A 23,385-nucleotide genomic window follows, 5' to 3' on the forward strand; every position below is an offset into this window, starting at 1 on the left:
CACTCTCCTAAGCCATCATCTTACAAGAGAATTTGTGTATCTTTGTCCTTCCCTTTAAAAGAAGGCAAATCCACTGTTATTATCCCCTTTTTGATGCTAGAAATAAGTAACGAGAGCCATAAAATTAAAGTAATTGTAACCGATTTAGACGGCACATTACTCACTCCAGAACATACCATTTCAACGTATACCCAATCCATTTTTAGAGCACTACACCGTCAAGGATATAGTATTATTGTAGCCACGGGAAGACATCATAAAGATGCGATGCATATCACAAAAAGTCTAGATGTTCCCATTTATTTAGTTACTTCCAATGGTGCCCGAATTCATACACCAGAGAAAGAACTATATTATGCTTTCGATATAGAAAACGAAGCTATAAAATCGGTTTTAGCACTGGATATTGATACAGCCATTACTACCGTATTATTCAAAGAAGAAGTTTGGTTAACCAATAAAGAAAACAAAAAGCTAAACAGTTTTCAAACAGAAATGCATTACCCACCACAAATAGTAGATTTTAAAACAGAAACCGACTTGAGTGCTATAAAATTACTTTTTGTAGATGACGATCATGAAAAATTACAGCAATTAGACCAACTAATTAAAGCACAACCTCATAATTATTTTGAAACTTGTTTTAGTTTACCCATTTGTCTTGAATTAATGGACAAGCGTATTGATAAAAGTTATGCTATTGCCAAAATTCTAGAAAAAGAGAATTATACTTTTGAAGAAGCAATCAGTTTTGGGGATGGCTTTAACGATGAAAAAATGTTACTAGCTACACAGAAAGCCTTAATTATGGGCAATGCACCCGATAAATTAAAAAACAAATTAGCCCACCTTGAAGTAATTGCTTCTAATGATGAAGACGGTGTGGCCAAATACATAGAAACTAATATCTTACATAAGGTAGCAAAATAAAGATTATAATTTTTTAAAAATCGCTTTAATGAGTTATCAACTAACCACAAACGAAAGCCAATCACTCTTTACTAACAACTACAACCTATCGCCTCATCTCTCGAATAACCCTATTCGTTCTTCTGTCTTCATACATTCTATTTAATGCCGTATAAGCCCACAAAAATGCTGGAATCCAACCTATAATAGTAATTTGAAGAATCAAACAGATAATTCCTGATAAAATTTTTCCCTGTAGAATCAGACTCAACCAAGGAAAGAAAAAGGCTAAAACGTAACGCATGATCTAATAATTTAAACGGTTCTAATAATTATAAGTAGCTGTTTTTTAAGATTTGTTACTAAGAATAGCTAAAAACCTTTAAAAAAATGAAGAGTGGGGTAAGTTTCAACTTCAACTTCAATATCAAAAAGCAATGTCAACTTCAATATTAATGTTAAAAATCAATATTCCTAATTATCCATAAACTTGGAAACCCACAACCCATAACAGACAACAAAAGCCTACTTCATCCACTTTCTCAACTTTCTCGTTGGTTTACAATTATTCGATTCCTCTTTGCAGTACGCTACTAGCATATCCCTTACTTTATTGTGAATGACATCATCAGATAATTTAGTTTCACTTTCTAAGACCACCTTTGCCATACCTGCCATATACATGGTAAACAAGGCATCATTTCCTTCAGTTAGTTCCGTTGCTTTTGTGTCCACACTAAAAGTGTAATCGGTACCAGTCATCCATAGGATAATAAATTTATTGGCTTCTAAGCGATTTTTATCTTCCTTAGAAACAGGAGTACTGAATAGATAATCTACACATTCTACTACTTTTGGTTCCGCTTTTTTATAGTCATCTATAGACTTTAATGGATAATTTTCTAAATCGGTTATCTCTTGTCCAAAAGAAGCCACTGAGACCACACTAAAAAGAAGAACAACTAAAAATGATTTCATAAATAAAGAATTAAGTACGTTAGTATTTAAAATACGGTATCGCTAATATATTAAAAAAAAGTTATTATTGATATATTGTCTCTACGAGACTTCAAAGTACATTTAAAATTTAACCACAATCTTCATCCACAAGCTTGTCATGCTGTAAGCATCGCATTAGTAACTCCGCAAACCACTTCTACAATCAAACGCTACGCACAATCTTGTCATCCCGACGTAGGAGGGAACTCACAAGCAACACCACAAATCAATTTCACAAACCAGAACTGAAAACTAAACATTGACCACTAAAAAACTTTTCCACCATCTTGCCATGCCGACGACAGGAGGTATCCCACTCGTAGCTCCACAAACAAAATCATTTTTTTTCAACGGTTTGGAATACGTTGTAATTATATATCATCTTTACATTTCAACGGATTAAAATCGCAAAGTTTCATTGTGCCATTATTCTTTAATAATTCCATTACAGGAACTCGCAAATCATCGTGTTTAGGTATTGCCATATATTATTTTACTTAACTTTTTTTTTACTTGTTACAGTACTTCCTTAAAGTATCTCATTATAAAATTCATTGAAGAAAGAATACATTTGTTAATGACTTCCACAAATTGGTTTTAATTTTTTAGCAAATATTTTTTCCAAAATATACAAATACTCATCAGGACAATCAAATAAAGAATAAACATGAAGTGTTAAGTCAATATCTAAAGAATTAGCATAATAAGCTAGTTGTAAACCTTGTGTTCTTCCTTCTTTATAAAATCCAAGATGCTGAACCATTCTTCCAGAAATATTTGTGATTTTCTGTTTTTTTGCAACACTTCCTTTTCTAACTCCAACATAAATAACTGTTGAATTAGTATTTATATTCTCAGCAGGTAAAATTCTGCATTTTTCTTTTTCTTCACTGAATAACTCAACTTTTTTAAGAGAGATTATTTCCTTTAATTTATTTGCATTTTCTATTGAGTTAGCAGAAAACCAATAAAGACAATTTGTTTTAACACTCTCTAAAGTTGTAAACATTTTTTCAAATTCTTTGTGCGTTCTTATATCAATTTTATGAGTATATTCTATAACATCTGGCAATTGAGATGTATTAAATTCAAATTTGAAATAATCTGCTTTTATTTCTTCTATTTCTGTTTTGAATTCATTAATAAAGTTATTGATTGTTTCTTTCAATTTGTAAAGCTTGTTTTATTAAACTCATTATATATTCTAAATTATTTGTATCAGAAACAATTACTTCATAATCTCCATTACATTTTGTAAAATCTCCACATTGTACACACGATGCCATATTGTTTTTTTTTAAATTTATATAAGATGTTATCTAAATGATTTTTACTATTTAAAAAATACTTTTTATTTTTTTCCTATTAATGGTTTTAGTTTTTCTCTTACTTTTTGCTCAATTGTAGTAATTATAAACTGCTTTACTTCTTGAGAGATATTAGGAACATTTTCTAAACACCAATGACCTATATAGAAATCTTCAATTTTAAAATTATTTCTAGTATTTAACTTCATTCCATAAGTGGAGTGTGTTTTATGATGATTTAAATGTTCATCAACTCTTGTTGAAAGATGTTCTGATTTTCCAATATAAAATGGATAAAAACTATTTTCAGATTTACATTCATTAAAATTCTTTTTAATTGCTTTAGGAAATTTATCTATTCCTTCTTCCTTCCATATAGTTTCTAATTCTTGAAAAGTATTAAAGTTTAATTCTCTTTTTAAGAAAAAGATATAAACACCAAATGCATCAGGTAAAACTAAATTATTGATTGGTGTTTTGTTTTCTTTAACCAAATTAATAATTTGAGTTATTGAGTTTTCATCAAATGTGTTTTTGAAATTAATATCAAGTTCTTTTGCGAATTTTTCTAAATGCATTCTTTAGTTTTAATTTTAGAATTATATGGTCTTTTTATTTTCATATCCCAATTCTATTAATTTTGAAAGAATTAAATTTCTTTTAGGTTCTAATTCTTCAATTTTTTTACTCAAGAAGGATTCAAAATTATTTAAATCTTCATCTTCTAAAGAATAACATACATAACCAAGATGAGCATAATTCTTATTTTGTTTTTTAGTATCAATAAAAGTTGTATCAAATATAGTATCTTCTCTTAATTTGTTTATCAAGCTATCATAATGCTCCCTTGCTCGTCCATCAATTTCTATGACAATTTTTAGAATTTTATCTTTTAATATCTCATTTGGAAATAAGGTGTAGAAAACCCTAACATCATTTTTTTGATCCCAAATTTGCTTGTAGTTTAAAGTGTTGCCATACACTTCCCAATTATATTTAGATGCTACATTACTTATTGAACCATTTATATATCTAGTAGCTTCCTCTTTAAATTGAAGTATTTGTTCAATTTTTTTAGAATGATCTAGATAAAATTTTACATTATCGTTCATGTTTTTTTGGTTGGTTATATATTTTATATTGGTAATAAAATCTTCTAAATGAATTTTCTCTCTTACACTTATCTTACTAGGATCAATTAGACTTTCAACTTTTGATATCCATTCTATATGGGAAATAGATATAAAGTTTGGATTATTGCTTGGTAAATTGGTTAACGCTAATACAATTCCTACTTTGTTTTCTTCTGAATAATAATTAAAAGTATCCCAATAATTATTTAAGTCATTGCCTAACCAATGGTATATTTTATTCTCAATTATAATTACTGATTTACTAATAAAGGATTCTATAACAATATCAATTCTTCCTTTATTTTCTAGGCTTGCATGTTCTAAAAAAACGACGTACTCTATAAGGTTTAGTTTTTTATTTGATTTTTCCTCAATTATTGCTAATAAAGATGAAATGAACCAATTAGATATTACAGGTGATTTTCTAAAATCTAAATAATAAGCATAAATTTTACTAATAGTATTTTCTTTTGTTTGACTTGTAATAATATCTAGATAGGTAATATCATATTCCACATTCATTGGAAATGATAAACTCATAAAATCTTCTAATTCTTGTGTTGTGTTCATTTTTATAATTATCTGCCTACAAATTTTTCAATTGCAAATTTTGGCATTGTTGATGATTAATCGTCTTTTAATAAACATCTATCGAGTATACTAAATAATTGTGATTTTGTTCTTTATTATACATCGCTAAATATAAAATGCTCTTTATTTAATTGATAATATTTGGAATTACTTTTGATTCAATATATAGTATAAAAAAAAGATAAATATTATTATTTATGTTTTCTTTAATCATTTTACAAATTTCAATTAAATGAATTTTATATAAAGTCAAATTTTGTGTTGCTAAAGCATAAATAAATTCAAATAATCCTTCTCCTTGATCAGTTTTATAATTTTTTATCATTGTAGATAATATATCTAACATTTTTTTACTTAAATCATAATCAAGACTATATGCTAATTCATCTTTATTTGCTATTCTTAGAATAGAGGCTTGAATAATTCCATCATTGAACCTATTAAAATTTCCTGGTTCAATCATATTTCTAACATATTCAGTTTGTTTTAAACATCTATTTAAGTCATTAGAATTTCTTAAATGGTTAATAATTGAACTAATAGTAAAATAAACATCTGATTGACTTAAATCATTAAAACTTAAAAAAGCAAAGTTCTTTCTTAATTTTAATTCTTCTTCTTTTATAAAATTAGGATAAAATATTTGATTTGACATTCCTCTAGATTGATCGTTCATACCATTTTCAAGGTAATTAATTCGAGAATTTAAAAAATTAAATATTTTTTTATCATTATTTTTTTCTTCATTGAAAATTTTAAGATTTCTCAAAAACTCTATTTCTCTTAACCATGTAGTATCTATAGACTGATTAATCATGTAAAAGTTATATACATTTATAAAAGTATAAGTTTCAATACCATATCTGCCTTGTTTTAAATTGCTTTTTAGGAAATTTAAATGTTGTTCATTTATAGTTCTGGTTAAACCTATAAAATATATAATTCTTAACCCATCGATAGGACGTAAAGATCTGCTCAAATAAAGTAAATTTTTACCATTTGAGATACATGAAGCGACTACTACAACTGAGCCTATATCTTTAGGGTTTATTTTATCCAATTCATCTTGAGAAATCATTTCAGGAAGAAATTTCACATTGTAATTGTGCTTAATCTTATATAATATTCTTTCAGCTAAAATTTTAGATCCTTCATCATTTAAATAAATTAAATATTTGGTATTACTTGGTATATATTGATTTATATAATTATCTAATTTAGATGAAAATGCTTTATATTTTTTATTTTTAATATCTTTAATGACTTCTAAAAAATCAAAATAAATTTCATACTTTTTGTTAATTTCTCTTTCGTTTTCTTTGTATGAAACTTTAAAAATATTATTTTTTGATAGTTCAACAGATTTAAATTCGTAAACAAACTTGCTTAAATCTTTAGGAACATCTCTAACAGTTAAAGTTATCGGATTAATTTTGGGTTTTTCTAATAAAAAAACATCTCCCATAACATTTACTGGATAGGAACCAGAGTCACAATGTATACAGTCACTAGAATCATAAGTGTCATAATAATCTATTCCTGTTGGATTATAAACATCATTCTTTGTTAAATTACAAAGAATATTGTTTTCATTTTCTATATAAGCTTCTTCATCGCCTAAATAAAAAAGAATTATCATATTTTCTTTTTTGGCTAATCTGTTATTTTTTTTTATTTTTTTTAAAATATTGCCAGAAGTTGATGCAGAAATTAAAATTAATGCTTTTGGATAATTAATTTTCTTAGAACTCTGTAAGCCAGTATATGAAGAAAAACTTTCTATTGGAATTGATTTAAAATTTTCACTACCAATTAGCCTTCTTTTCAAATCAATTAGTGAAAAAGCAATTGTGTTTATTGAGGATGTATCACAATATATTTGGTTGTGTTTTTCAACATTATAAAATTTAAGTAAAGTGAATCCAATAAAATATATTTCAGAACTATGTAAAAGAATATTACCTGTTCTTAAAAATTTATTACAGTGTTTGCCTGAAGGAAAAACAAAATGATGTGCTCCTTTTGATTCAACAAATCCTCCTCTATTTATAAATATATTTTGTGAGCCTTCATTTAATATTTTTTTCTCAAGATTATCAGAAATTGTCTTACTATTTAAAGGAATCAAAGAGCCATTTGCATTGAATGCAAATACAAACAAATGAGAAGCTAAATAATCTTTATCAACTTTATGTAGATACTTAAAAGTATCACTTTGATTAGTAATAAAATTTTCAATCAATTCATCTTTAATATTATTACCACCAATAACAATTATTTCATCAGTATGATGATATTTTTCATAAAATAATCTAATCTCAGTTTGAAGGTTTGTATTGTTTATACTTTCTCCAGGGCAGAAAATTACTGTTGTAGAAGAATCATAATTTTCTCCATTTTCATTATTTTTTTTATGCTCAAAACGATATATATAAAAACTATTCATTAGCTTAAAGTTATTGGATATACAATTGTAAAACTTGTACCTACACTTTTGTGATTATAGGTAAAATGATTACTTTCAAATGTGTAATAATCAAAAAGTTCAATTTCATATTTATTTTGAGTTTGGACATAAGGATTTTTTTTCATATTTCTAAAAACAAATACATTGTTTGTTTTCAAAATGAAAACTCCTTTTTTATCTAAAACAGTCATAATTTTATCTAGTCCAATTCCTTTATTTTCTTTTTCAATTGTTTTATCTGATGTATTATGCTTTATGAGACAGTCTTTAACAATATTAATTTGTTCATCTATATTGGGTAATGCATCACTTGAAGTAAAACGGTTTACGTAACCAATTCCACTATCGAATACTGAAATTTCAATAAAATACAACTCATCTTTTAAATTAGTTGAAAAACTATCAAAATAGCTTTTCAATCCATTATGGTTTTTATAGTTTTCTATATAGTTTTCTTTTGTTTTTTTAACAAATTTCATTAACAAGCCTCTGTTATTTGGATTAAGCATTTTTGAATTATTATCAGTTCTTGCCCAATCATGTGTGTTTTTCATTAATTCAAAAATTATGCTAACTAAATCTTTTTTTATTGGAAGTAATTTTTCTCTAGCAGATTGATTAAATGTTAATACATAATTTAAAGTATCTTCTAATGAATTCATTAAATATTCATCTGAAGGAATAAAACTATTGTTTAAATAAAAACAATCTAAATATCCCTTCTCTTTTGGAAGATGGTCAAAGCAAGTAAGTAATGATTTGAATCCTTTTTGTTGCTTGAATTCTTTATTCATTAGAGGGAAATTTTCTAGTGATTGCATTGAGTCAGCAATTTCTTCATTAATAGGTTTAATCAAATGTTTTATATCATTCCCTTTTAAATCAAAAATTCCATTGTCCCATGCCATTATAACACATGGAAATACATAGTCCTGATTTATAACATCTTGTAAATCTGAATAATCTTCTTTGGTTTCTATAATTAAATTTCCAGACCTAAGCCTTAGCCATGTATTTATATATTGAATTAAAAGAGAACTTATTCCAAAATCATAACTTGAAATACTATTTGGTAGTAACAAATCAAAAGTTTTAGTGTCTCTATATAATTCATTATATAGTTCATTTATTTTTTCTACTGTTAAAGTCTTTGGTATTTTTTGCATTTTAAATAATTATAATATTGAAGCAGTTTTTTATTGTTTTATAAAACACACTCAAAAACCCCGATCACTTTCAAACTACTTAACTCATCTTCTTCCAAAATAATATCTTTATATGCTGAATCAAATGAGAGCGGTTTTAAAATAATAGATTCATGACTCCATGTATCATTTTCAATATTTTTTTTACTTCTGTATTCTTTTACTGTATATCCTGAACCGAAGTCAGGGTCTTGAATATTGGTGTGTTCTACCAATACAATTTTTCCATCTCTTGAACCACCAGTATATTTTCTAAACATACAAATGGAATCGTTTGGAATTATTTTATTCATAGATTCTCCAATCACTTGACAAGCAAATAAATCATTTGAGGGTTTGTAAGTTTTTGGTAAAGCTATCCATTGGCAATCATCAATGGTTTGTAATTCGCTAAAATTTCCTGCAGCGACTTTTAAATCATAAAGAGGAATGCTATTAACATAAGGAGTAACTTTTTCTTCTTCTAAAAACACAGACTCTTTTTTAGTCTTGAATTTTGGCATAAATTGAGAAAAATACTCTCTTAGGTTTTTATCGCAAACATAGACATAAGTACCTTTTATCCCTCTAAGCATAATGGTTTTGTATATGTTCAAAATAAAATCTTTTAATTCCTCTGGGTCAACAATAGATTGTTTTCCATTGACATCGTAATAATTTTCTTTTAAAATTTTAATCTCATTAGTTTCTTTATCATAAGTAATTTCATTTCCGAAAATTATTCCTGTATAATTTAAATCATAGCCTTGAGTAGTGTGTATGCAACCTACTTCGTCTCTTGAATTCTCAGAATTCACCCAGTCAATATTGGTACTATTCCATTTTAATCGCGTGTTTTCAATTTCAATATCATAGTCTTGTTTAGCCTCCTTTTTATTGGTCATCCAAGGCCAAGAATAGCCAGCAACTAATCTTGAAAGATCATTTTCTTTATCTCTAGATTTTATTTCGTTTAAAATATCTTCAATAGAATCAAACAAGATAAACTCATAGTCTTTAGAGTTATAAATCGTATCTAATTTTGCTAATTTACATTGCAATAAATTAGAAATATAATTAACATATTCATTTCCTCCTCTTGATCGAAATTGTGATTTTAAATATTCTATTTTGGTTAAACTATTTACTTTCAATTTATCAAAATCTTCCTTTTTTACATCAGAAGGTTTAATAGATTGGTTTTCATCATAAAAATATATAGCACTTTCAGATTGTTTTGTTATCCAATCTAATTCATTACATGTATGTTTGTCTAAATTCAACTTTTCACAAACCACATCAAAAGCTCTAAAATAAGCTCCTAAATTAACACGTCTTCGTAAACGATGTGATTCATCAACAATCACTATATCAAAAGTATCTTTTACAATTTCAGCTGGTCCAATAACCATATTAGCATTTAATCCTTTTATATTTTTAAAGACTTTTTTCAAAGTAGTTCTAAAAGAGGACATCGGTACGACTAATGCCATTTTAGGGTTTGGATATTTTCTTTTTAATTCAAATACAAGATCCATGAACTGTAATTCATCATCTCCAAATTCTTCAAAATTAAAATCTTCATTGGAAGTATTCAATAATTTAAATAAGAAGATTGCTAAAATTGTTTTTCCTGTTCCTGCACCACCTTCTACAATAATATTTTTATAAGTATTGTCTAAAAGATTCTTCATGATAACTAATAGACCACTTTTTTGTTCAGAGGATAAAGTCTTATAAGGAGAGTATTTAAATAAATCAGAATTATCAATAAAATCAATAGGATGCTTAGCAATTCCAACAGCTCTTAAATTATCCCATATGGATTTGAAGATATCCCAATACACTTCTTTTTTTTGATAGTAATTGTGATTGGCTAAACCGACATTTCCATTAATTAATTTGTATTGACCATCACCAGAAATGTATTTAATAAGATTTGATTCAATATCTAATGTTGCCGATTTATTAAATTTATCACTCAGAATTAAATGTACTGCGGTTAGCTTCTTTTTAATATTGTTTTTTAAATGACTACTCATTCTAGCATAAGCATCAGTAGTTTCACCTACATAAGCTTCATTAACACTTTCATCACTTAAAATATAAACAACAGGCCATAAATCTTTTACTTGATGAATAGTATTAAATTCATTAACTAGGTTAAAATCAAAGTCAAATTTTTTGATGGAGAAGTCAGGGCTTTGATTCATAGTTCGTTGTATTTCTTTGCAGTTCCTTTTGCTTTATCAACAGGATATTTTTCTGCGTTTTGTTTTATTTTTTCAAGAACTATATCAAAAATATTTAAGTTATGTTTTTCTGCTAATAAAAACGAAAAGGATAGAACATCTGCTAATTCCTCTTTTAATTTTTCAATTTTTACATTTTCAGTTTCATTATCTTTTTTCCATAAAAAAAGTTCATTCAGTTCGGCAGCTTCAATAGAAATAGCCAATGCTAAATTCTTAGAATCATGGAATTGTTCCCAATCTCTATCGTTTCTAAACTTAATTAATTCTTCTATTACTTTTTTGTACTCTTCCATTATTTCATTCGTTTACTCAAACCTACCAAAAATAAACCATTTCGGCAATAGTCATACAGGTATTTCTACCTGTTTTTACAAAGATAAAAACCGCAAAACAAATTGTTTTACGGTTTTCCGTAAGGGATATAAAAATATATTTGTTCGATGCCTTTGGAATGGTACCCCAATTTTGTTTTTTAAATTATCATCCGTAGAGGCGCCATGCTTGGCGTCTCTCTTATTTCGTTTCCCATTTGTTTCAATCATCATATAAGACGCATTGTAATGCGTCTCTACGTCACGTTTCACACATGCATTTCACACATACATTTTAACCATTTATTTCAATCATATTTTGAGACGCATTGCAATGCGTCTCTACGTAACGTAATACAACCCAATACATCATTTATTAAATGCATCCAAATTCCATTTTTTTGGATTATCAATAATATATTGTGAAATGTTTTCATACGCATTTGGATTTCGGATGATGTGGTCGTGAAATCCGGCCTGCCAACCAAAATCAGGATCAATACGTCGTGCCTGAACGGTAACGGCCGATTTGAATCCACGAATAATGGATGCCAAATTTTTGGATTGTGGACCAAATTGGTTTTTGTATTCATCATCGGTTTTATCCGTTGAAATGGAATGCGTTGTAGAGACGCCATGCATGGCGTCTCTACAACGCATCGCGTCCATTCCCATTTTTTCATTATTATACGCATTGTTGCCAATAAATATAATTCCATGAAAATGATTGGGCATTACGATAAATTTCCCTAATTCTATATTCATATCGGGTCTTATTTCCGGTGTTTTCATCCATTCATCTGCAACGATTTTTCCGATTTCGGATGGCACCATGCGTTGTTCAGACGTGATGCCCTGTTGAGACGCGATGGGTTGAGACGCGATGGGTTGAGACGTGATGGGTTGAGACGCCATGCATCGCGTCTCTACAATCGTACCAAAAAAATGTTCCCTGTTTGCGGTACAAATGGTTATAAAATACACCGCCTTTTGCCCATAATTCCAATGTTGCAATCGTGTGGAATCTATTCTATATTTGTTATTGAATTTTGTCATTAAGGTTTGTTTTCTAACCTTTTAAACTTTCTTCTAAATTTCTGCTCCATTTTATTTCATTAGTTGTTGTAAAACCTAATGACAGGATAATTGTTAAAATTAAAATAATTATTTTTTTTCATTTCTATCATTTACCTGTAATGTCTATTTTTAACGATCAACTATTTGCATCCGTTTAGGGTATTTAAATAGGTCTGAAGCTACTGATCCGCGGTCATCTCTTTTTCCCTGAGAAATATAAACGGTATGTCCTTTTAACCAACCGATAAGTCCATTGCCTGAAGCATTTCTATACCATTTTTTGCCGTAATAGTTATTTTCTAAGCCTAATTTTTCTGGTAAAGTTGGAGTATTAGCACCATCATTTAAAGCAATAAGTGCTTGTTCAAAATCGTTTTTACCTGCACCAGCTTCACCTATTTCCATAACCCGTTTAACCATAGCACACAAAGCAATATTTGCATAGTCCATTATAGCTTTATTAAGTGCTACTTTTCCTGGATCACTAGCATTAATAATTAAATCGGCCACATAAGTACTTCGTTCTAATTCTGCATCTGTAAAGCTTACTGTATGATTGTTTTTGAAGGTCACACTATAGGTTTCATTGTTTTGTTGCAAATCAAAAACAGCATACAAACCAAAGATTTCAATAGCTGCTTTAATTAAAGCGATAGAAGCACAATTTCCTACTGAACCTTGTATGCCAGGCAATTTGACTTTGCCTTGTGCAAAAGCCTCTATTAGTTCAATATTTGTGGGTTTATAATTTGAAAAATCTAAATTTAATTGGATCATAAGGATTTGATTTATTGATTAAAAATTATTTCACTTTTGCTTTATTAGATAGATTAAATAAAGGAATATCGACAGATAGAAAAACATTCCATTTCCAGTATGGATTGCTAATTTCTGTGGTGCTATCTTCACTAATTTTAGAAAGACCTGGACCATATTGCCCACCAAAGCCTAATGATAGAGGAATATTTGCACCAAAACCATACACAAGATAAGCTCCTGGAGAAAATATTTGCCCCAGTTTAATCGTATAGTCTTTTGATTCTAATGACTCATTAGCAGTTCCTTCATTCTCGTATTTTAATTTATAGTCAACAATAGCACCTAAATCTAGAATGGGTGCAAACAATGTGATGGCACCCCAATTGTTGTTAAACCCGTGACTTATACTTAAACCAATAGGAGCAGAAATGGCAAATGTATCATTCCAAGTATTTTGTATAGCTGTTTTTGGGTTTGTGAAACTCAAACGAGCTCCCAAGTAAGATTGAACATTGAAGTTGAAAATAGAATGCTTTTTAATAGAAGAACTACCTACAGGCAGTATAACGGCATCTAAAGCAGCTTTGACTTCTTTTTCATCTTTTGCTTCAATCATATTTGCCATGAAAAGGGCATAAGGTTTTAACTTTTGTATAATATCCAAAAAGCTTTCATACATTTCCTTTTGTTTTTTATCATTATCATTGTTATTTTTAAAATCTTCAATTTTGTTTTTTAAGTCTTGGTTAGTTATTACAGCTACCAAGTTGTTTATTTCTGTTGCTTTAGTTTCAAAACTATCTTCTTTTAAATCCTTAGCTATTTTTAATAAATCTTTATCTTCAGTTATTTTTTCAATAGCATTAAACTCCTTTTCATTGATTTTATATTTATCGTTCTTAATAGCTATAATTTTTGAAAATAAATCGATAGAGTTACTTATTGCAGCATTGTACTGTTCTTCATAAACGTTTTTATAAATAGCATTTGAAAGTCTTAATATTGCAACATATTCATCTGAAACTTCTATTGATTTATCAAAATAATCATAAAGAGAAATACCATATTCAATGACATCAATTGAAACTGTCATGTATTTATTTAAATCTTCATTAGTTGTTTTATTGGCTTTATCTTTAATTTCTTTAATTGTTTTTTTAAGAACTAAATTTAAATCTGTAAATTCTTGTATCTTGTTTTGAAAAAAAAACAAGTTATCCTTTTGATTCTCTAATACTGTTAAAAAAGGTATTGAAGTGCCGTTTGTTTGAATAAAAGCTATAGGGTTAGTTGTATTTTTTTCTTTTTCATATAACAAGCCCATATAAATTTTAAATACTACTTCATCTTCAAATAGTTTTGCTATTTTCTCAGATTCATGCCATTTCAATTCACCTTCTTCTACATAACTTACACTATTATTGAGAGTATTGGCTACTTTTAAAGCGTTACCAATATTTTTAAATTTATTGGAATTAGATTTATTATTCCATTCACTAAAGTTGGACATGACATTTAATACACCCGCTGCATTTAATCCTCCAGTTTCTAGTTGATGGACTAGTCGTAAACTTCGAATAGCTAGTGTGATTTCTGGATAGTTTTCTGTTAATAACTGGTATTTTGGCAAGGCAAAAACATCGTCTATTCTAAAGGCTATCATCCTAATATCTTCATGAAAAACTTCACGTAAAGCTTTAATCATTTCAGGATATTTATAACTCAGGAGGTTTTCTAATTTATCAGTCGTTTTTGGAAATAAAATTCTAAATTCTTCATGCTCGTTAATAAAATTTTTAAACCGATTAAAAAAGGCAATGGTAAGTTCTTGTTTTGCATGGTCTATCATTACATCGGCCAGAGCATTCGCGTATTTTGTTACATCAACACCAGCTAGTCCACCACTTTGAATACCTGTAATGGATGAATTATAATTTTGTTTTAAAGTACCCGTTAAAGAACCGACACTTTTTATTACAAACAATTCATTTTTTGCATTATTGTCATTTTTTATAGAAATTAAATCTTTTAGATAGGGGTTTTCATTTATTAATTCTTTTAAAGCATCTAAGCTTAGTTCTTTATTAGCATAAAAAGATAGAATGTCTATTACTAATTGTTCATTATCTTTTGCGTTTTGTAGTGCAATGGCATCGTCAATTATATTTCCTTTTGCGAGGGATATTTTATTAATACTAATCTCAATAGCTTCTGACTTTTTTGCATCATTCTTATCGGTTCTAATAAAAGTGATTTTGGCAACATTTTTTTTATTAAATTCATTTCTAGGTAATTTATAATTGATGAAGTTTTTATCACTTTTTAAAAGATTAGTAAGCGCTATAGGTGTATCATTGTCTAATTGATAACTAAAAATGTAATTATTTGGATTTGTTACTTTAAAGGTTATCATGATATCTTGATTGCTAGGTATAGAATTATCCATTAAAAAATAATTAAAATCATTTTCAATGGTTATTACTGTTTCTTTTTCTTGTGAAAAACATAAGTTATTTGTTGTAAAAATAATTGCTAATAAACACAAGAGATTGATTTTTTTTAAGTTGTTTAGCTTCATAATAATTCTAAGTTTAGTTGATTAAAAATGGTTTCAATAGGTATAGCATAGGTACTATAATCATTACCTCCAACAACAATGCCTATTACATTATTGTTTTCATCTAATAGAGCAGATCCAGAATCTCCTTCTTGAGAAATAGCACTTCCATAATTAGAGACAGAAATTAAATCATAAAGTCCCCAGTTTTGTTTTCGACCATTAGGTAGTGTATATTCTATATTTACATAATTATGCAAAGAATCAATTATTCCCATACCTGTATCTGAATTGCTTTTATATCCATATATTCTAACAGGAATTCCTTTATATAGTTCCTCATTATTTATAACTCTTATGTCATTTATAATGGAACCATTTGGCAAAATATTTGAAATAGAAATGTTATTATCAATATCAATAATTGCCGCATCTATTCTATCATTTCTTATGGCCTGTCTTACTCTTCCTACTGTTGCATCTTCATCATAGTAAGGAGATACTATTTCATCTCTTTCTGTATATTTAAAACTATAGAAATCATCTCCATGACCTATAATCACATGATAACAAGTAAGGAGCATTTTATGATTACTGCTACCATTTTTAAATTTTACAGCTAATCCAAAAGAACCATAATTAGAAAGTCGTCCTTGATTGGTAATGTCACTCTTAAAAGAAAGGTTACCATGTGTTACTATTGTTGAAGATGTAATTATTTTGACAGGATAATTTCGAATTGTATTATTGGGGAGTTGATAAGTTAAGTAAGAGGGAATCTCTGAATGATTGTTTGAGGTGGTCGTTATCTCTATGTATTTATTCCTAGCATCCTGACCAATGCCCACAGCAATAACATCTTTTATATTTTTTAGATAATCTAAATTGTCATTGAAAACTTTCTTAATTATTTCATTTTCTGAAAGACTAATCCAATCTTCTATTTGTTTTAGATTACTCATTTCATAGGTTGCTTTATCCACTAATTTCTCTTTGAGGTTTTTAGCATAAAATAACATATCAAGCATATCATGCCAAAACTTTGAACCCAAACTGATAAAGCAAGCTGTTAATGCACACCCTACTAGTATTTGAATAAATTCTACTATATCGAAAGTTCTAGAAAAATTCCATCCTAAAAGGAATTTTAAATCCGTACTATTAGAATAGGTAAACATATTAAATAAACTTGCTTTGCTAATTAAAGCTATACATAGAGAAATCGTTAAGTTTATGGCTAAAATAGCCTGCTCTCTTTTATTTTCTTCTTCTTTATCGTTAGATTTTATTGAAGTATCTAATTCTTTAGAAACTATTATAAAGAGAAAACTGTTTCCTTTTACGCACCATAATTTAAAGAAAGTTACTAGTCTTTCACTAATCATACTTAGAATAAAAAGCATGATAATTACTGTAATTAATTTTTCATACATGTTTTCATAATTTATTTAGAAAGTAAGTAGCTATAAATTATAAAAACAATAAATAGAGTAAGTGTTTTTTCATGTTGTCCTTGTTTTTTAGTTAGTTATAATTTTAAGCACTACTAATAATTTTAGTTACCCTATAAAAATACCCCTTTTTAAAACACTAGTCAATAGGTATTTATACGTATTTTTTGCTCTTTTTTATACGTATTTATACGTATTTATACGTAGTGTAGTCTTTTTTTTGTAAAAAAGGAATAGAGAAACGTATAAAAAACACTACTGTAAAAAAAGATAGTGGCAGATTTAATTTGTTTCGAGATAAAGTCATACAATTAATTGAATACTACCCTTCATAAAGCAACTTGTAGTTACAAGTTTGTATTATTGTAACGAGTTTGTAAAAACTAAAAACTAAAAAGTTTAAAGTAAATCTTACCCAAGAATTTCGACAATAGGAGTAAAAGTATTTCTATCAGTTTTATGGGAAACCGTATTCTTGAGTGATTAGTTGTTAGTCCTTAGTTTCCAGGTAATTTTTATTGGTTTATTCTTTTAACTTTCTCCTTTCAATTTTCAACTTTTGACTTTTGACTTTCCTCATCTATTTCTTGGGTTTAGTAGCAGTCAAGTAGCAGTTTGGTTCGGACGTTGTTGCGAAAAAGTGCGTGTTTGGTACGGCTTTACCGCAGCTTTTCGCTACAAGCTCCGAACAAAGGCCTTATTTAACCCCTTGAAAGCAGTCAAAAGCAGTCAAAAACAGTCAAATGCGGTCAAAACCAATCAAAACCGTTCACGAGGCTTTATTTTAGGAGTTTTGGCAGAGTTGTTGGATTTAGGTAAATAGTCTCTTTAGTCCTTAGAGGTCAGTACTTAGCCATCAGTGGTTAATCATAACCATTTACTAAGTACTAGATGCTGAGGACTAAGAACTAAAAAAAATGTATAACTTTTAAATTTTGACCTTATGGGAACGTACAACAAAGGCATTTTAGGTGCCTTCTCCGGAAAAGTTGGTCCAGTAGTAGGTGCTAACTGGCGAGGTAAAGAAGTATTGCGTTCTTTACCAAGAAAGAGTAACAAAGCAGCCACTCCAGAGCAAGCGCTGCATCGATTAAAATTTGCGTCGGTAATTGGGTTTTTAGGTCCTATTTATCCTATTTTAAGTCGGTATTATGGTGCAAACCAAGGTGAGAAATCGCGAGTGAACCGTGCCATGTCGTATCACATGAAAGAAGTGATTGTGTATGCCGATCCTGATTTTACTTTTGCTTACAACAAAGTACAATTGGCCAAAGGGTATTTAATTGGGGTAGAAGCAGGTGCCATCAGTACAGCAACTACTAATACTATTGATTTTTCATGGAACGACAACTCTGGTCAAGGAGAAGCGGTAGCCACAGACAAGTTGGTAGTAGGGGTGTATGATGCTGCTACAAAAAACTGGATCTACTCGTTAGGTGTTGCCGATCGCAGTGCTACTACAGGCTCTTTATTGCTACCCATAACGCTAAGTGGTGCTACAGTTGAAGTATGGGCATTATTTGCCTCTGCTGATGGGAAGCGCAATTCGACTAGTACGTATTTGGGGAATGTGGTGGTTAGTTGATTGTTAATTATTAATTGTTAATGGATGATGATTGATTATGGGGATTTTTAAGACACAGAGTTTCGGCTTTGTGTCTTTTTTTGTCCGTTGTTTGTTGACTGTTGCGGGTTGTGAGTTTTTTGTTTTCTGTTGTGTTAATGTAGTTGCAGAGAGGACAAAGAATTACAACAATTTATCCAATTTTTTCAACCAGTGTTCCAAAAAAATAGAGCGTTGAATGATTGTAATAAATTATCATTTTTTTAACAGATTTATCTTATAAAGTGGAATGATTTTAGTAAGTGTTTTTTATAGTAAAACTTTTATGCCATGAAGAAAGAAATTGAACATTTAAAAAAAGAAGTTGCCCAGTTGAAGGTTTTACTTTTAGAGTTGCATCCGCCTAAAGAAGAGGATTGGCTGGACAGTGCGGATATTAAACAGCGTTTTAATTTTAGTGATAGTAAATTATACCGATTGCGTAAAGCGAATGCGATTCCTTATGCTAAAATAGGGGGTCGGTATCATTATCCAAAGAGTTTTTTTAATCAGTATTTGCTAAATAAAATATAGTAGTAGATGGCTTTTACTTACTGTTCTTTGTTCCGGTTATCAATATTGTAGGTTTTTAACTTTGAAATAGCCATTGAAGTTGTCATTGTCATTTTTCCACCATTAAATCCCACTTTTTAAATTATTTCAATACAAAAGCTACAAATAGGATAGTATCTTTTTAAAAGTTTTTATTTTTACAAAAACAAAACAAATGAAAGTAAAGCTTTTATTACCGCTATTGCTAGTTTCAATAAGTATTTTTGCCCAAAAAGAAAATGCCGAACAAAAGAAAAAACAATTAGAAACCGCTATTCAAAAAGCGCAAGGAGCAAAACGTCTTAAATTATTGGATAGTTTAGCGAATTATATCTATCATGATACCAATTTGGAGTGTGATTCCATATTAAGAGCTACTATGTCTTATGCCATAGAACTAGATTCGGCAGATGTAGCCACCAGACAAGCGTCTAACCTGATTGATTACATAGCTTATACCTCTAGAAAGTTTGAAGAAGGAAAACAAATTATAGCTACTATGAGCCCTTTGCTTGAAAAAGTATCAGCCCCTAATATACTAGATAATTATTATACTAATGTAGCCAATATGTATTATTATGCAGGAGATTTTGACGCTTCTATTAATGCTTATGATAAAGCTGCTTCCTATGCTACTCAATATAATTCGACTACTCTAGGTTTTATTGCATTTCGAAAAGGAATTGTTTATGTTGATAAGGGAGAATTTGGAAAAGCATCCCTAGCACTTACAGAAGCCATAAATTCTTTTCAAAAAGAAAAAGATACTTTAAAATGGATTGATGCCAAAGGATCGATGTCCATTTTATATAGTAAAAGCGGGTTTTATAAAGAATCTAAAAAAGAAAGGGAAGAACAAATAGAATTAGCCAAGAGATATAAACCCTATTCCAATATAGGTGTCATTTATTTCAATATGGCAGCCGATTATAATAAAGTGGGTTTACAAGCGGAACGCATTGCTAATTTAAAATTAGCGCTTAAAAACAATGAAACATCACAGCATAAAGTTTATTTCGAACCTATTTTTAGATCAGCTTTAGCTGTTGCTTATGCAGAAAATGATAGCATTGCATTAGCTGAAAAAATAGTGAAAGAGTTAGAAGCTAATCCTGAACAATACACAACCCACTATAATGAGGCTTTTTATTTAGAAGCTAAAAAGAGTCTTTTATTTTCTAAAAAAGAGTATAAACAAGCTATTGCTTATGGCGATACCTATTTAAAATTAAAACAAAAAGGCAAACAATTTGAGGAAATACAATTGGCTGAAAAATTCTTATATGATGTGTATGAACAAATAGGAGATAAAGAAAAAGCACTCTATCATTTTAAAAATTATACGCATATTAAAGACTCTATAGGTTCGATTCAAAAAACAAGAGTATTGGCTTATTATCAAACGTTATATGAAACAGAGAAAAGAGATTTAATCATTGAAAATCAAGAAGCTAATATAGCTTTATTGGACTCTAAAAATAAAATCATGAACCAATGGCTTTTGTTTGGAGGATTAAGTTTACTGACTCTTTTTGGCTTTCTATCCATCATTCGTTCTCGTAACTTTGCCAAAAAGAAACAAAAAATTCAAGAAAAGTTTACCCAAGATATTATAAACGCACAAGAAGAGGAACGCACAAGAGTAGCCTTGGAATTACACGATAGTGTAGGGCAGCAGTTAATGCTCATAACCCGTAAATCGAAGAATAGCAATGATACTAGTATAGAGGCTTTGGCCAAAGATACTTTGCAAAATGTAAGAACCATTTCTCAAGGACTACATCCTGTAGTATTAGAACGATTAGGTTTTACAGCAGGTATAAATGATTTAATCACAACAATTGATACTAATACAGCACTTTTTTTTACAACTGAAATAGAGAATGTTGATGCCTACTTGAATAATAAAGAAGCCTTACATCTATATAGAATACAACAAGAAATTTTAAATAATATAGTAAAACATGCAGAAGCAACTGCTGTAAGTATAGACATTCGAAAGGAAAAATCTACAATTGAGATTATTGTAGAAGATAATGGTAAAGGGTTTGATTATGAAAAACAAATGCGATTTTCTAAAAGTTTAGGTATGAAATCATTATTAGAAAGAAGCAAAATACTTAAGGCTAATCTAACCATTAATTCGATACTGAAAAAGGGAACAATAACGCAAGTAACCTTTCCTATTGGATAGCTAGTTACTATATTTTTTAACTTTTTAAAAAAAATAATAATTTTGGAACAGCCGTTTCAGAAAAAGTTTTATATTTGCATAGAAATTTTATTTATATGGCACGCTGTGTAGAATTTAACGAGGTTGAAAAGATTGAAAAAGCAATGAATGTCTTTTGGGAAAAAGGATATAATGCAACTTCAATGCAAGACCTTGTGGATGCTATGCAAATCAATAGAAGTAGTTTATACAACACTATTGGCGACAAACATCAATTATTCATGAAATGCATTCGTAATTATTTTGATAATGCAATGCTTGAACTAAAAGAAAAAGTTGCCCAACATGAATCAGCTAAAGAAGCACTGATTAAATTAATTAGCGATAAAGCAGATTGGATTGTATCTTGCGATAAAGGTTGCCTAGGAATGAAAACCATTTTTGAAATTGCTCCAGATGATTGCGAAGTTCGAAATCAAATGAATAAGAACAATGATGTTTTTATCGATTTTTTAGCCATCACTGTTCAAAAAGCTATGGATGATGGAGAAATGGATGATACCGAAGATGCCGCTTTAATGGCAGAATACATTGCAACTTCTTTTACAGGTTGGAAGCAATCGTACATTCTTCACCAAAATCCAATAAAAATCAAAAAAATGTCAGAATTCCTGATTAAAAATATATTTAAATAACCCTTTTTTTTACTTAAATTCTGAAACGATTATTTCAGAAATAAAAACATAATACACATATTCATTTTTAAATTACAGCACTGATTCTGAAACGATTATTCCAGAATTAACACTTTACTAGAAACACAAATTTTAATTAAAAACAGCATGAATTCTGAAACGATTATTCCAAAAACAATGACAATAGTAAATACCCAATTAAAACCAAACCCAATTATGAAAAAAGTTACTTTATTGAGCTTAATCACACTATTTTTAATTAGCTGTGCTGATAAACAACAAGCACCAGTAGCAGTAGCACCTGTACTACCAGTTCTTGCCATACAAAATACGAATGCTGTTACTGATGTAGAATACCCAGCTTCTATACAAGGAACAGTTGACGTTGAAATTCGTCCACAAGTAAGTGGTAATCTTGAAAGAGTTTACATGGATGAAGGAGCCTATGTGACTAAAGGCCAACCCCTTTTTAAAATTAATGAACGTCCTTTTCGTGAGCAATTAAATACTGCTTTAGCTAATCTTCATGCTGCGGAAGCGGCTTTAATTAATGCTCAGTTAGAAGTAGATAAGTTAACTCCCTTAGTACAAAACAAGGTTGTTTCTGAGTATCAATTAAAAACAGCTAAAGCTTCTCAAAAAATTGCTACTGCTAATATAGAACAAGCCAAAGCAATGGTGGCTTCGGCAAGAATTAATTTAGCCTATACTAACGTAACTGCTCCTGTTAGCGGCTACATAGGAAGATTGCCTAAAAAACAAGGAAGTTTAGTTTCTGCATCAGATATTGAACCATTAACAAACCTTTCTGATGTACACGAAGTATTTGCTTATTTTTCTTTAAGTGAAACCGATTTTATCAACTTTAAAGCGCAATATGCTGGAAGTACTATTGGTGATAAAATCAAGAATTTACCTCCAGTAACTTTAATTCTTGCTGATAATAGTGCCTATACACAATCTGGAAAAATTGACATGGTCGATGGTCAGTTTGATAAAAACACGGGTGCGATTACTTTAAGAGCTACTTTCCCAAATGCAAACGGTACGTTACGATCAGGAAATACAGGAAAAGTCCATTTGGGAATCCAACATGAGGATGCTATTTTAATTCCACAATCGGCAACTATTGAAATGCAAGATAAAGTATTTGTTTTCATAGTCAGCAAAGACAATAAAGTCAGTAAAATGCCTATCAGTATTATTGGAAAAAGTGGAACCAATTACCTAATTAAAGAGGGTGTACAAGCAGGAGATCAAATTGTATTGAGCGGAATTGATAAGCTACAAGAAGGTCAAGAAATTCAGCCTGAAAAAACAAAAGCAGCAGTGACACAATTAATTAACAAAAAATAATTTTTC

20 protein-coding genes are annotated in these 23,385 nt (G+C 29.2%); 6 read left to right on the top strand and 14 right to left on the bottom strand.

From position 1 onward, the window contains the following. The first annotated feature begins 93 nt into the window (after positions 1-93). Positions 94-930: a Cof-type HAD-IIB family hydrolase gene (locus tag FIA58_RS04575; RefSeq protein WP_140960516.1), complete on the top strand. Its 837-nt coding sequence runs from the start codon at positions 94-96 to the stop codon at positions 928-930. A gap of 85 nt (positions 931-1,015) precedes the next feature. Here FIA58_RS04575 and FIA58_RS04580 read toward each other — a convergent pair whose 3' ends face one another. The 14 genes from FIA58_RS04580 to FIA58_RS04645 all read right to left on the bottom strand — a co-directional run bounded on the left by FIA58_RS04580 (position 1,016) and on the right by FIA58_RS04645 (position 16,982). After that, a complete protein-coding gene (locus tag FIA58_RS04580; protein ID WP_140960518.1) occupies positions 1,016-1,213 on the bottom strand; it encodes a YqaE/Pmp3 family membrane protein in 198 nt (65 codons plus the stop codon). A gap of 221 nt (positions 1,214-1,434) precedes the next feature. Next, complete coding sequence (locus tag FIA58_RS04585) at positions 1,435-1,887, bottom strand: hypothetical protein (RefSeq protein ID WP_140960520.1); 453 nt, start codon at positions 1,885-1,887, stop codon at positions 1,435-1,437. A 595-nt stretch (positions 1,888-2,482) separates the two neighbouring features. Continuing rightward, positions 2,483-3,076, bottom strand: a complete 594-nt coding sequence (locus FIA58_RS04590; protein WP_140960522.1) for a hypothetical protein — start codon at positions 3,074-3,076, stop codon at positions 2,483-2,485. Continuing rightward, positions 3,057-3,194, bottom strand: coding sequence for a hypothetical protein (locus FIA58_RS04595; protein ID WP_165928837.1), 138 nt, complete (start codon positions 3,192-3,194; stop codon positions 3,057-3,059). Before FIA58_RS04595 ends, FIA58_RS04590 begins: the two co-directional genes overlap by 20 nt. Before the next feature lie 65 nt (positions 3,195-3,259). After that, positions 3,260-3,793: a hypothetical protein gene (locus tag FIA58_RS04600; protein WP_140960524.1), complete on the bottom strand. Its 534-nt coding sequence runs from the start codon at positions 3,791-3,793 to the stop codon at positions 3,260-3,262. Positions 3,794-3,814: 21 nt separating this feature from the next. Next, positions 3,815-4,918: a PD-(D/E)XK nuclease family protein gene (locus FIA58_RS04605; protein ID WP_140960526.1), complete on the bottom strand. Its 1,104-nt coding sequence runs from the start codon at positions 4,916-4,918 to the stop codon at positions 3,815-3,817. Positions 4,919-5,066: 148 nt separating this feature from the next. Then, positions 5,067-7,385 (bottom strand): hypothetical protein, encoded by a 2,319-nt coding sequence (locus FIA58_RS04610; RefSeq protein WP_140960528.1) that lies wholly within the window; start codon positions 7,383-7,385, stop codon positions 5,067-5,069. Further along, complete coding sequence (locus tag FIA58_RS04615) at positions 7,385-8,572, bottom strand: hypothetical protein (RefSeq protein ID WP_140960530.1); 1,188 nt, start codon at positions 8,570-8,572, stop codon at positions 7,385-7,387. Before FIA58_RS04615 ends, FIA58_RS04610 begins: the two co-directional genes overlap by 1 nt. 38 nt (positions 8,573-8,610) lie before the next feature. Beyond that, positions 8,611-10,803: a DNA/RNA helicase domain-containing protein gene (locus tag FIA58_RS04620; protein WP_140960532.1), complete on the bottom strand. Its 2,193-nt coding sequence runs from the start codon at positions 10,801-10,803 to the stop codon at positions 8,611-8,613. Further along, entirely contained in the window at positions 10,800-11,138 is a 339-nt protein-coding gene (locus FIA58_RS04625) for a nucleotide pyrophosphohydrolase (protein WP_140960534.1), read from the bottom strand. Before FIA58_RS04625 ends, FIA58_RS04620 begins: the two co-directional genes overlap by 4 nt. Before the next feature lie 387 nt (positions 11,139-11,525). Next, the gene (locus FIA58_RS04630) at positions 11,526-11,987 is read right to left on the bottom strand and encodes a transposase (protein ID WP_208022755.1); all 462 of its coding nucleotides are present in this window, start codon (positions 11,985-11,987) and stop codon (positions 11,526-11,528) included. A 375-nt stretch (positions 11,988-12,362) separates the two neighbouring features. After that, on the bottom strand, positions 12,363-13,010 hold the full coding sequence (locus FIA58_RS04635; protein WP_140960538.1) for a hypothetical protein: 648 nt from the start codon (positions 13,008-13,010) through the stop codon (positions 12,363-12,365). Positions 13,011-13,035: 25 nt separating this feature from the next. Further along, positions 13,036-15,537: a hypothetical protein gene (locus FIA58_RS04640; RefSeq protein ID WP_140960541.1), complete on the bottom strand. Its 2,502-nt coding sequence runs from the start codon at positions 15,535-15,537 to the stop codon at positions 13,036-13,038. A 29-nt stretch (positions 15,538-15,566) separates the two neighbouring features. Next, positions 15,567-16,982, bottom strand: coding sequence for a hypothetical protein (locus tag FIA58_RS04645; protein ID WP_140960543.1), 1,416 nt, complete (start codon positions 16,980-16,982; stop codon positions 15,567-15,569). 961 nt (positions 16,983-17,943) lie between these two features. On the opposite strand from FIA58_RS04645, the gene FIA58_RS21395 reads away from it, so the two are divergent. The 5 genes from FIA58_RS21395 (at position 17,944) to FIA58_RS04670 (ending at position 23,379) form a co-directional block, all read left to right on the top strand. Further along, positions 17,944-18,585 carry a DUF6266 family protein gene (locus tag FIA58_RS21395; RefSeq protein ID WP_243754635.1) on the top strand — a complete coding sequence of 214 codons (642 nt, stop codon included), beginning with the start codon at positions 17,944-17,946 and terminating at the stop codon, positions 18,583-18,585. A 309-nt stretch (positions 18,586-18,894) separates the two neighbouring features. After that, complete coding sequence (locus FIA58_RS04655; protein ID WP_140960547.1) at positions 18,895-19,137, top strand: helix-turn-helix domain-containing protein; 243 nt, start codon at positions 18,895-18,897, stop codon at positions 19,135-19,137. A gap of 193 nt (positions 19,138-19,330) precedes the next feature. Continuing rightward, a complete protein-coding gene (locus FIA58_RS04660; protein WP_140960549.1) occupies positions 19,331-21,349 on the top strand; it encodes a tetratricopeptide repeat-containing sensor histidine kinase in 2,019 nt (672 codons plus the stop codon). Positions 21,350-21,444: 95 nt separating this feature from the next. Further along, the gene (locus FIA58_RS04665; RefSeq protein WP_140960551.1) at positions 21,445-22,023 is read left to right on the top strand and encodes a TetR/AcrR family transcriptional regulator; all 579 of its coding nucleotides are present in this window, start codon (positions 21,445-21,447) and stop codon (positions 22,021-22,023) included. 147 nt (positions 22,024-22,170) lie between these two features. Beyond that, positions 22,171-23,379 carry an efflux RND transporter periplasmic adaptor subunit gene (locus FIA58_RS04670; protein WP_140960553.1) on the top strand — a complete coding sequence of 403 codons (1,209 nt, stop codon included), beginning with the start codon at positions 22,171-22,173 and terminating at the stop codon, positions 23,377-23,379. Positions 23,380-23,385 lie beyond the last annotated feature (6 nt).

It is taken from the genome of Flavobacterium jejuense, assembly GCF_006491595.2.
Classification (GTDB): Bacteria; Bacteroidota; Bacteroidia; order Flavobacteriales; family Flavobacteriaceae; genus Flavobacterium; species Flavobacterium jejuense.

Bases quoted from the DNA above. Each gene is read 5' to 3' on its own strand.
- FIA58_RS04600 (WP_140960524.1), bottom strand. From the start codon at position 3,793: ATGCATTTAGAAAAATTCGCAAAAGAACTTGATATTAATTTCAAAAAC.
- FIA58_RS21395 (WP_243754635.1), top strand. From the start codon at position 17,944: ATGGGAACGTACAACAAAGGCATTTTAGGTGCCTTCTCCGGAAAAGTT.
- FIA58_RS04635 (WP_140960538.1), bottom strand. From the start codon at position 13,010: ATGATCCAATTAAATTTAGATTTTTCAAATTATAAACCCACAAATATT.
- FIA58_RS04610 (WP_140960528.1), bottom strand. From the start codon at position 7,385: ATGAATAGTTTTTATATATATCGTTTTGAGCATAAAAAAAATAATGAA.
- FIA58_RS04585 (WP_140960520.1), bottom strand. From the start codon at position 1,887: ATGAAATCATTTTTAGTTGTTCTTCTTTTTAGTGTGGTCTCAGTGGCT.
- FIA58_RS04655 (WP_140960547.1), top strand. From the start codon at position 18,895: ATGAAGAAAGAAATTGAACATTTAAAAAAAGAAGTTGCCCAGTTGAAG.
- FIA58_RS04605 (WP_140960526.1), bottom strand. From the start codon at position 4,918: ATGAACACAACACAAGAATTAGAAGATTTTATGAGTTTATCATTTCCA.
- FIA58_RS04595 (WP_165928837.1), bottom strand. From the start codon at position 3,194: ATGGCATCGTGTGTACAATGTGGAGATTTTACAAAATGTAATGGAGAT.
- FIA58_RS04620 (WP_140960532.1), bottom strand. From the start codon at position 10,803: ATGAATCAAAGCCCTGACTTCTCCATCAAAAAATTTGACTTTGATTTT.
- FIA58_RS04670 (WP_140960553.1), top strand. From the start codon at position 22,171: ATGAATTCTGAAACGATTATTCCAAAAACAATGACAATAGTAAATACC.
- FIA58_RS04660 (WP_140960549.1), top strand. From the start codon at position 19,331: ATGAAAGTAAAGCTTTTATTACCGCTATTGCTAGTTTCAATAAGTATT.
- FIA58_RS04575 (WP_140960516.1), top strand. From the start codon at position 94: ATGCTAGAAATAAGTAACGAGAGCCATAAAATTAAAGTAATTGTAACC.
- FIA58_RS04625 (WP_140960534.1), bottom strand. From the start codon at position 11,138: ATGGAAGAGTACAAAAAAGTAATAGAAGAATTAATTAAGTTTAGAAAC.
- FIA58_RS04665 (WP_140960551.1), top strand. From the start codon at position 21,445: ATGGCACGCTGTGTAGAATTTAACGAGGTTGAAAAGATTGAAAAAGCA.
- FIA58_RS04615 (WP_140960530.1), bottom strand. From the start codon at position 8,572: ATGCAAAAAATACCAAAGACTTTAACAGTAGAAAAAATAAATGAACTA.
- FIA58_RS04645 (WP_140960543.1), bottom strand. From the start codon at position 16,982: ATGTATGAAAAATTAATTACAGTAATTATCATGCTTTTTATTCTAAGT.
- FIA58_RS04580 (WP_140960518.1), bottom strand. From the start codon at position 1,213: ATGCGTTACGTTTTAGCCTTTTTCTTTCCTTGGTTGAGTCTGATTCTA.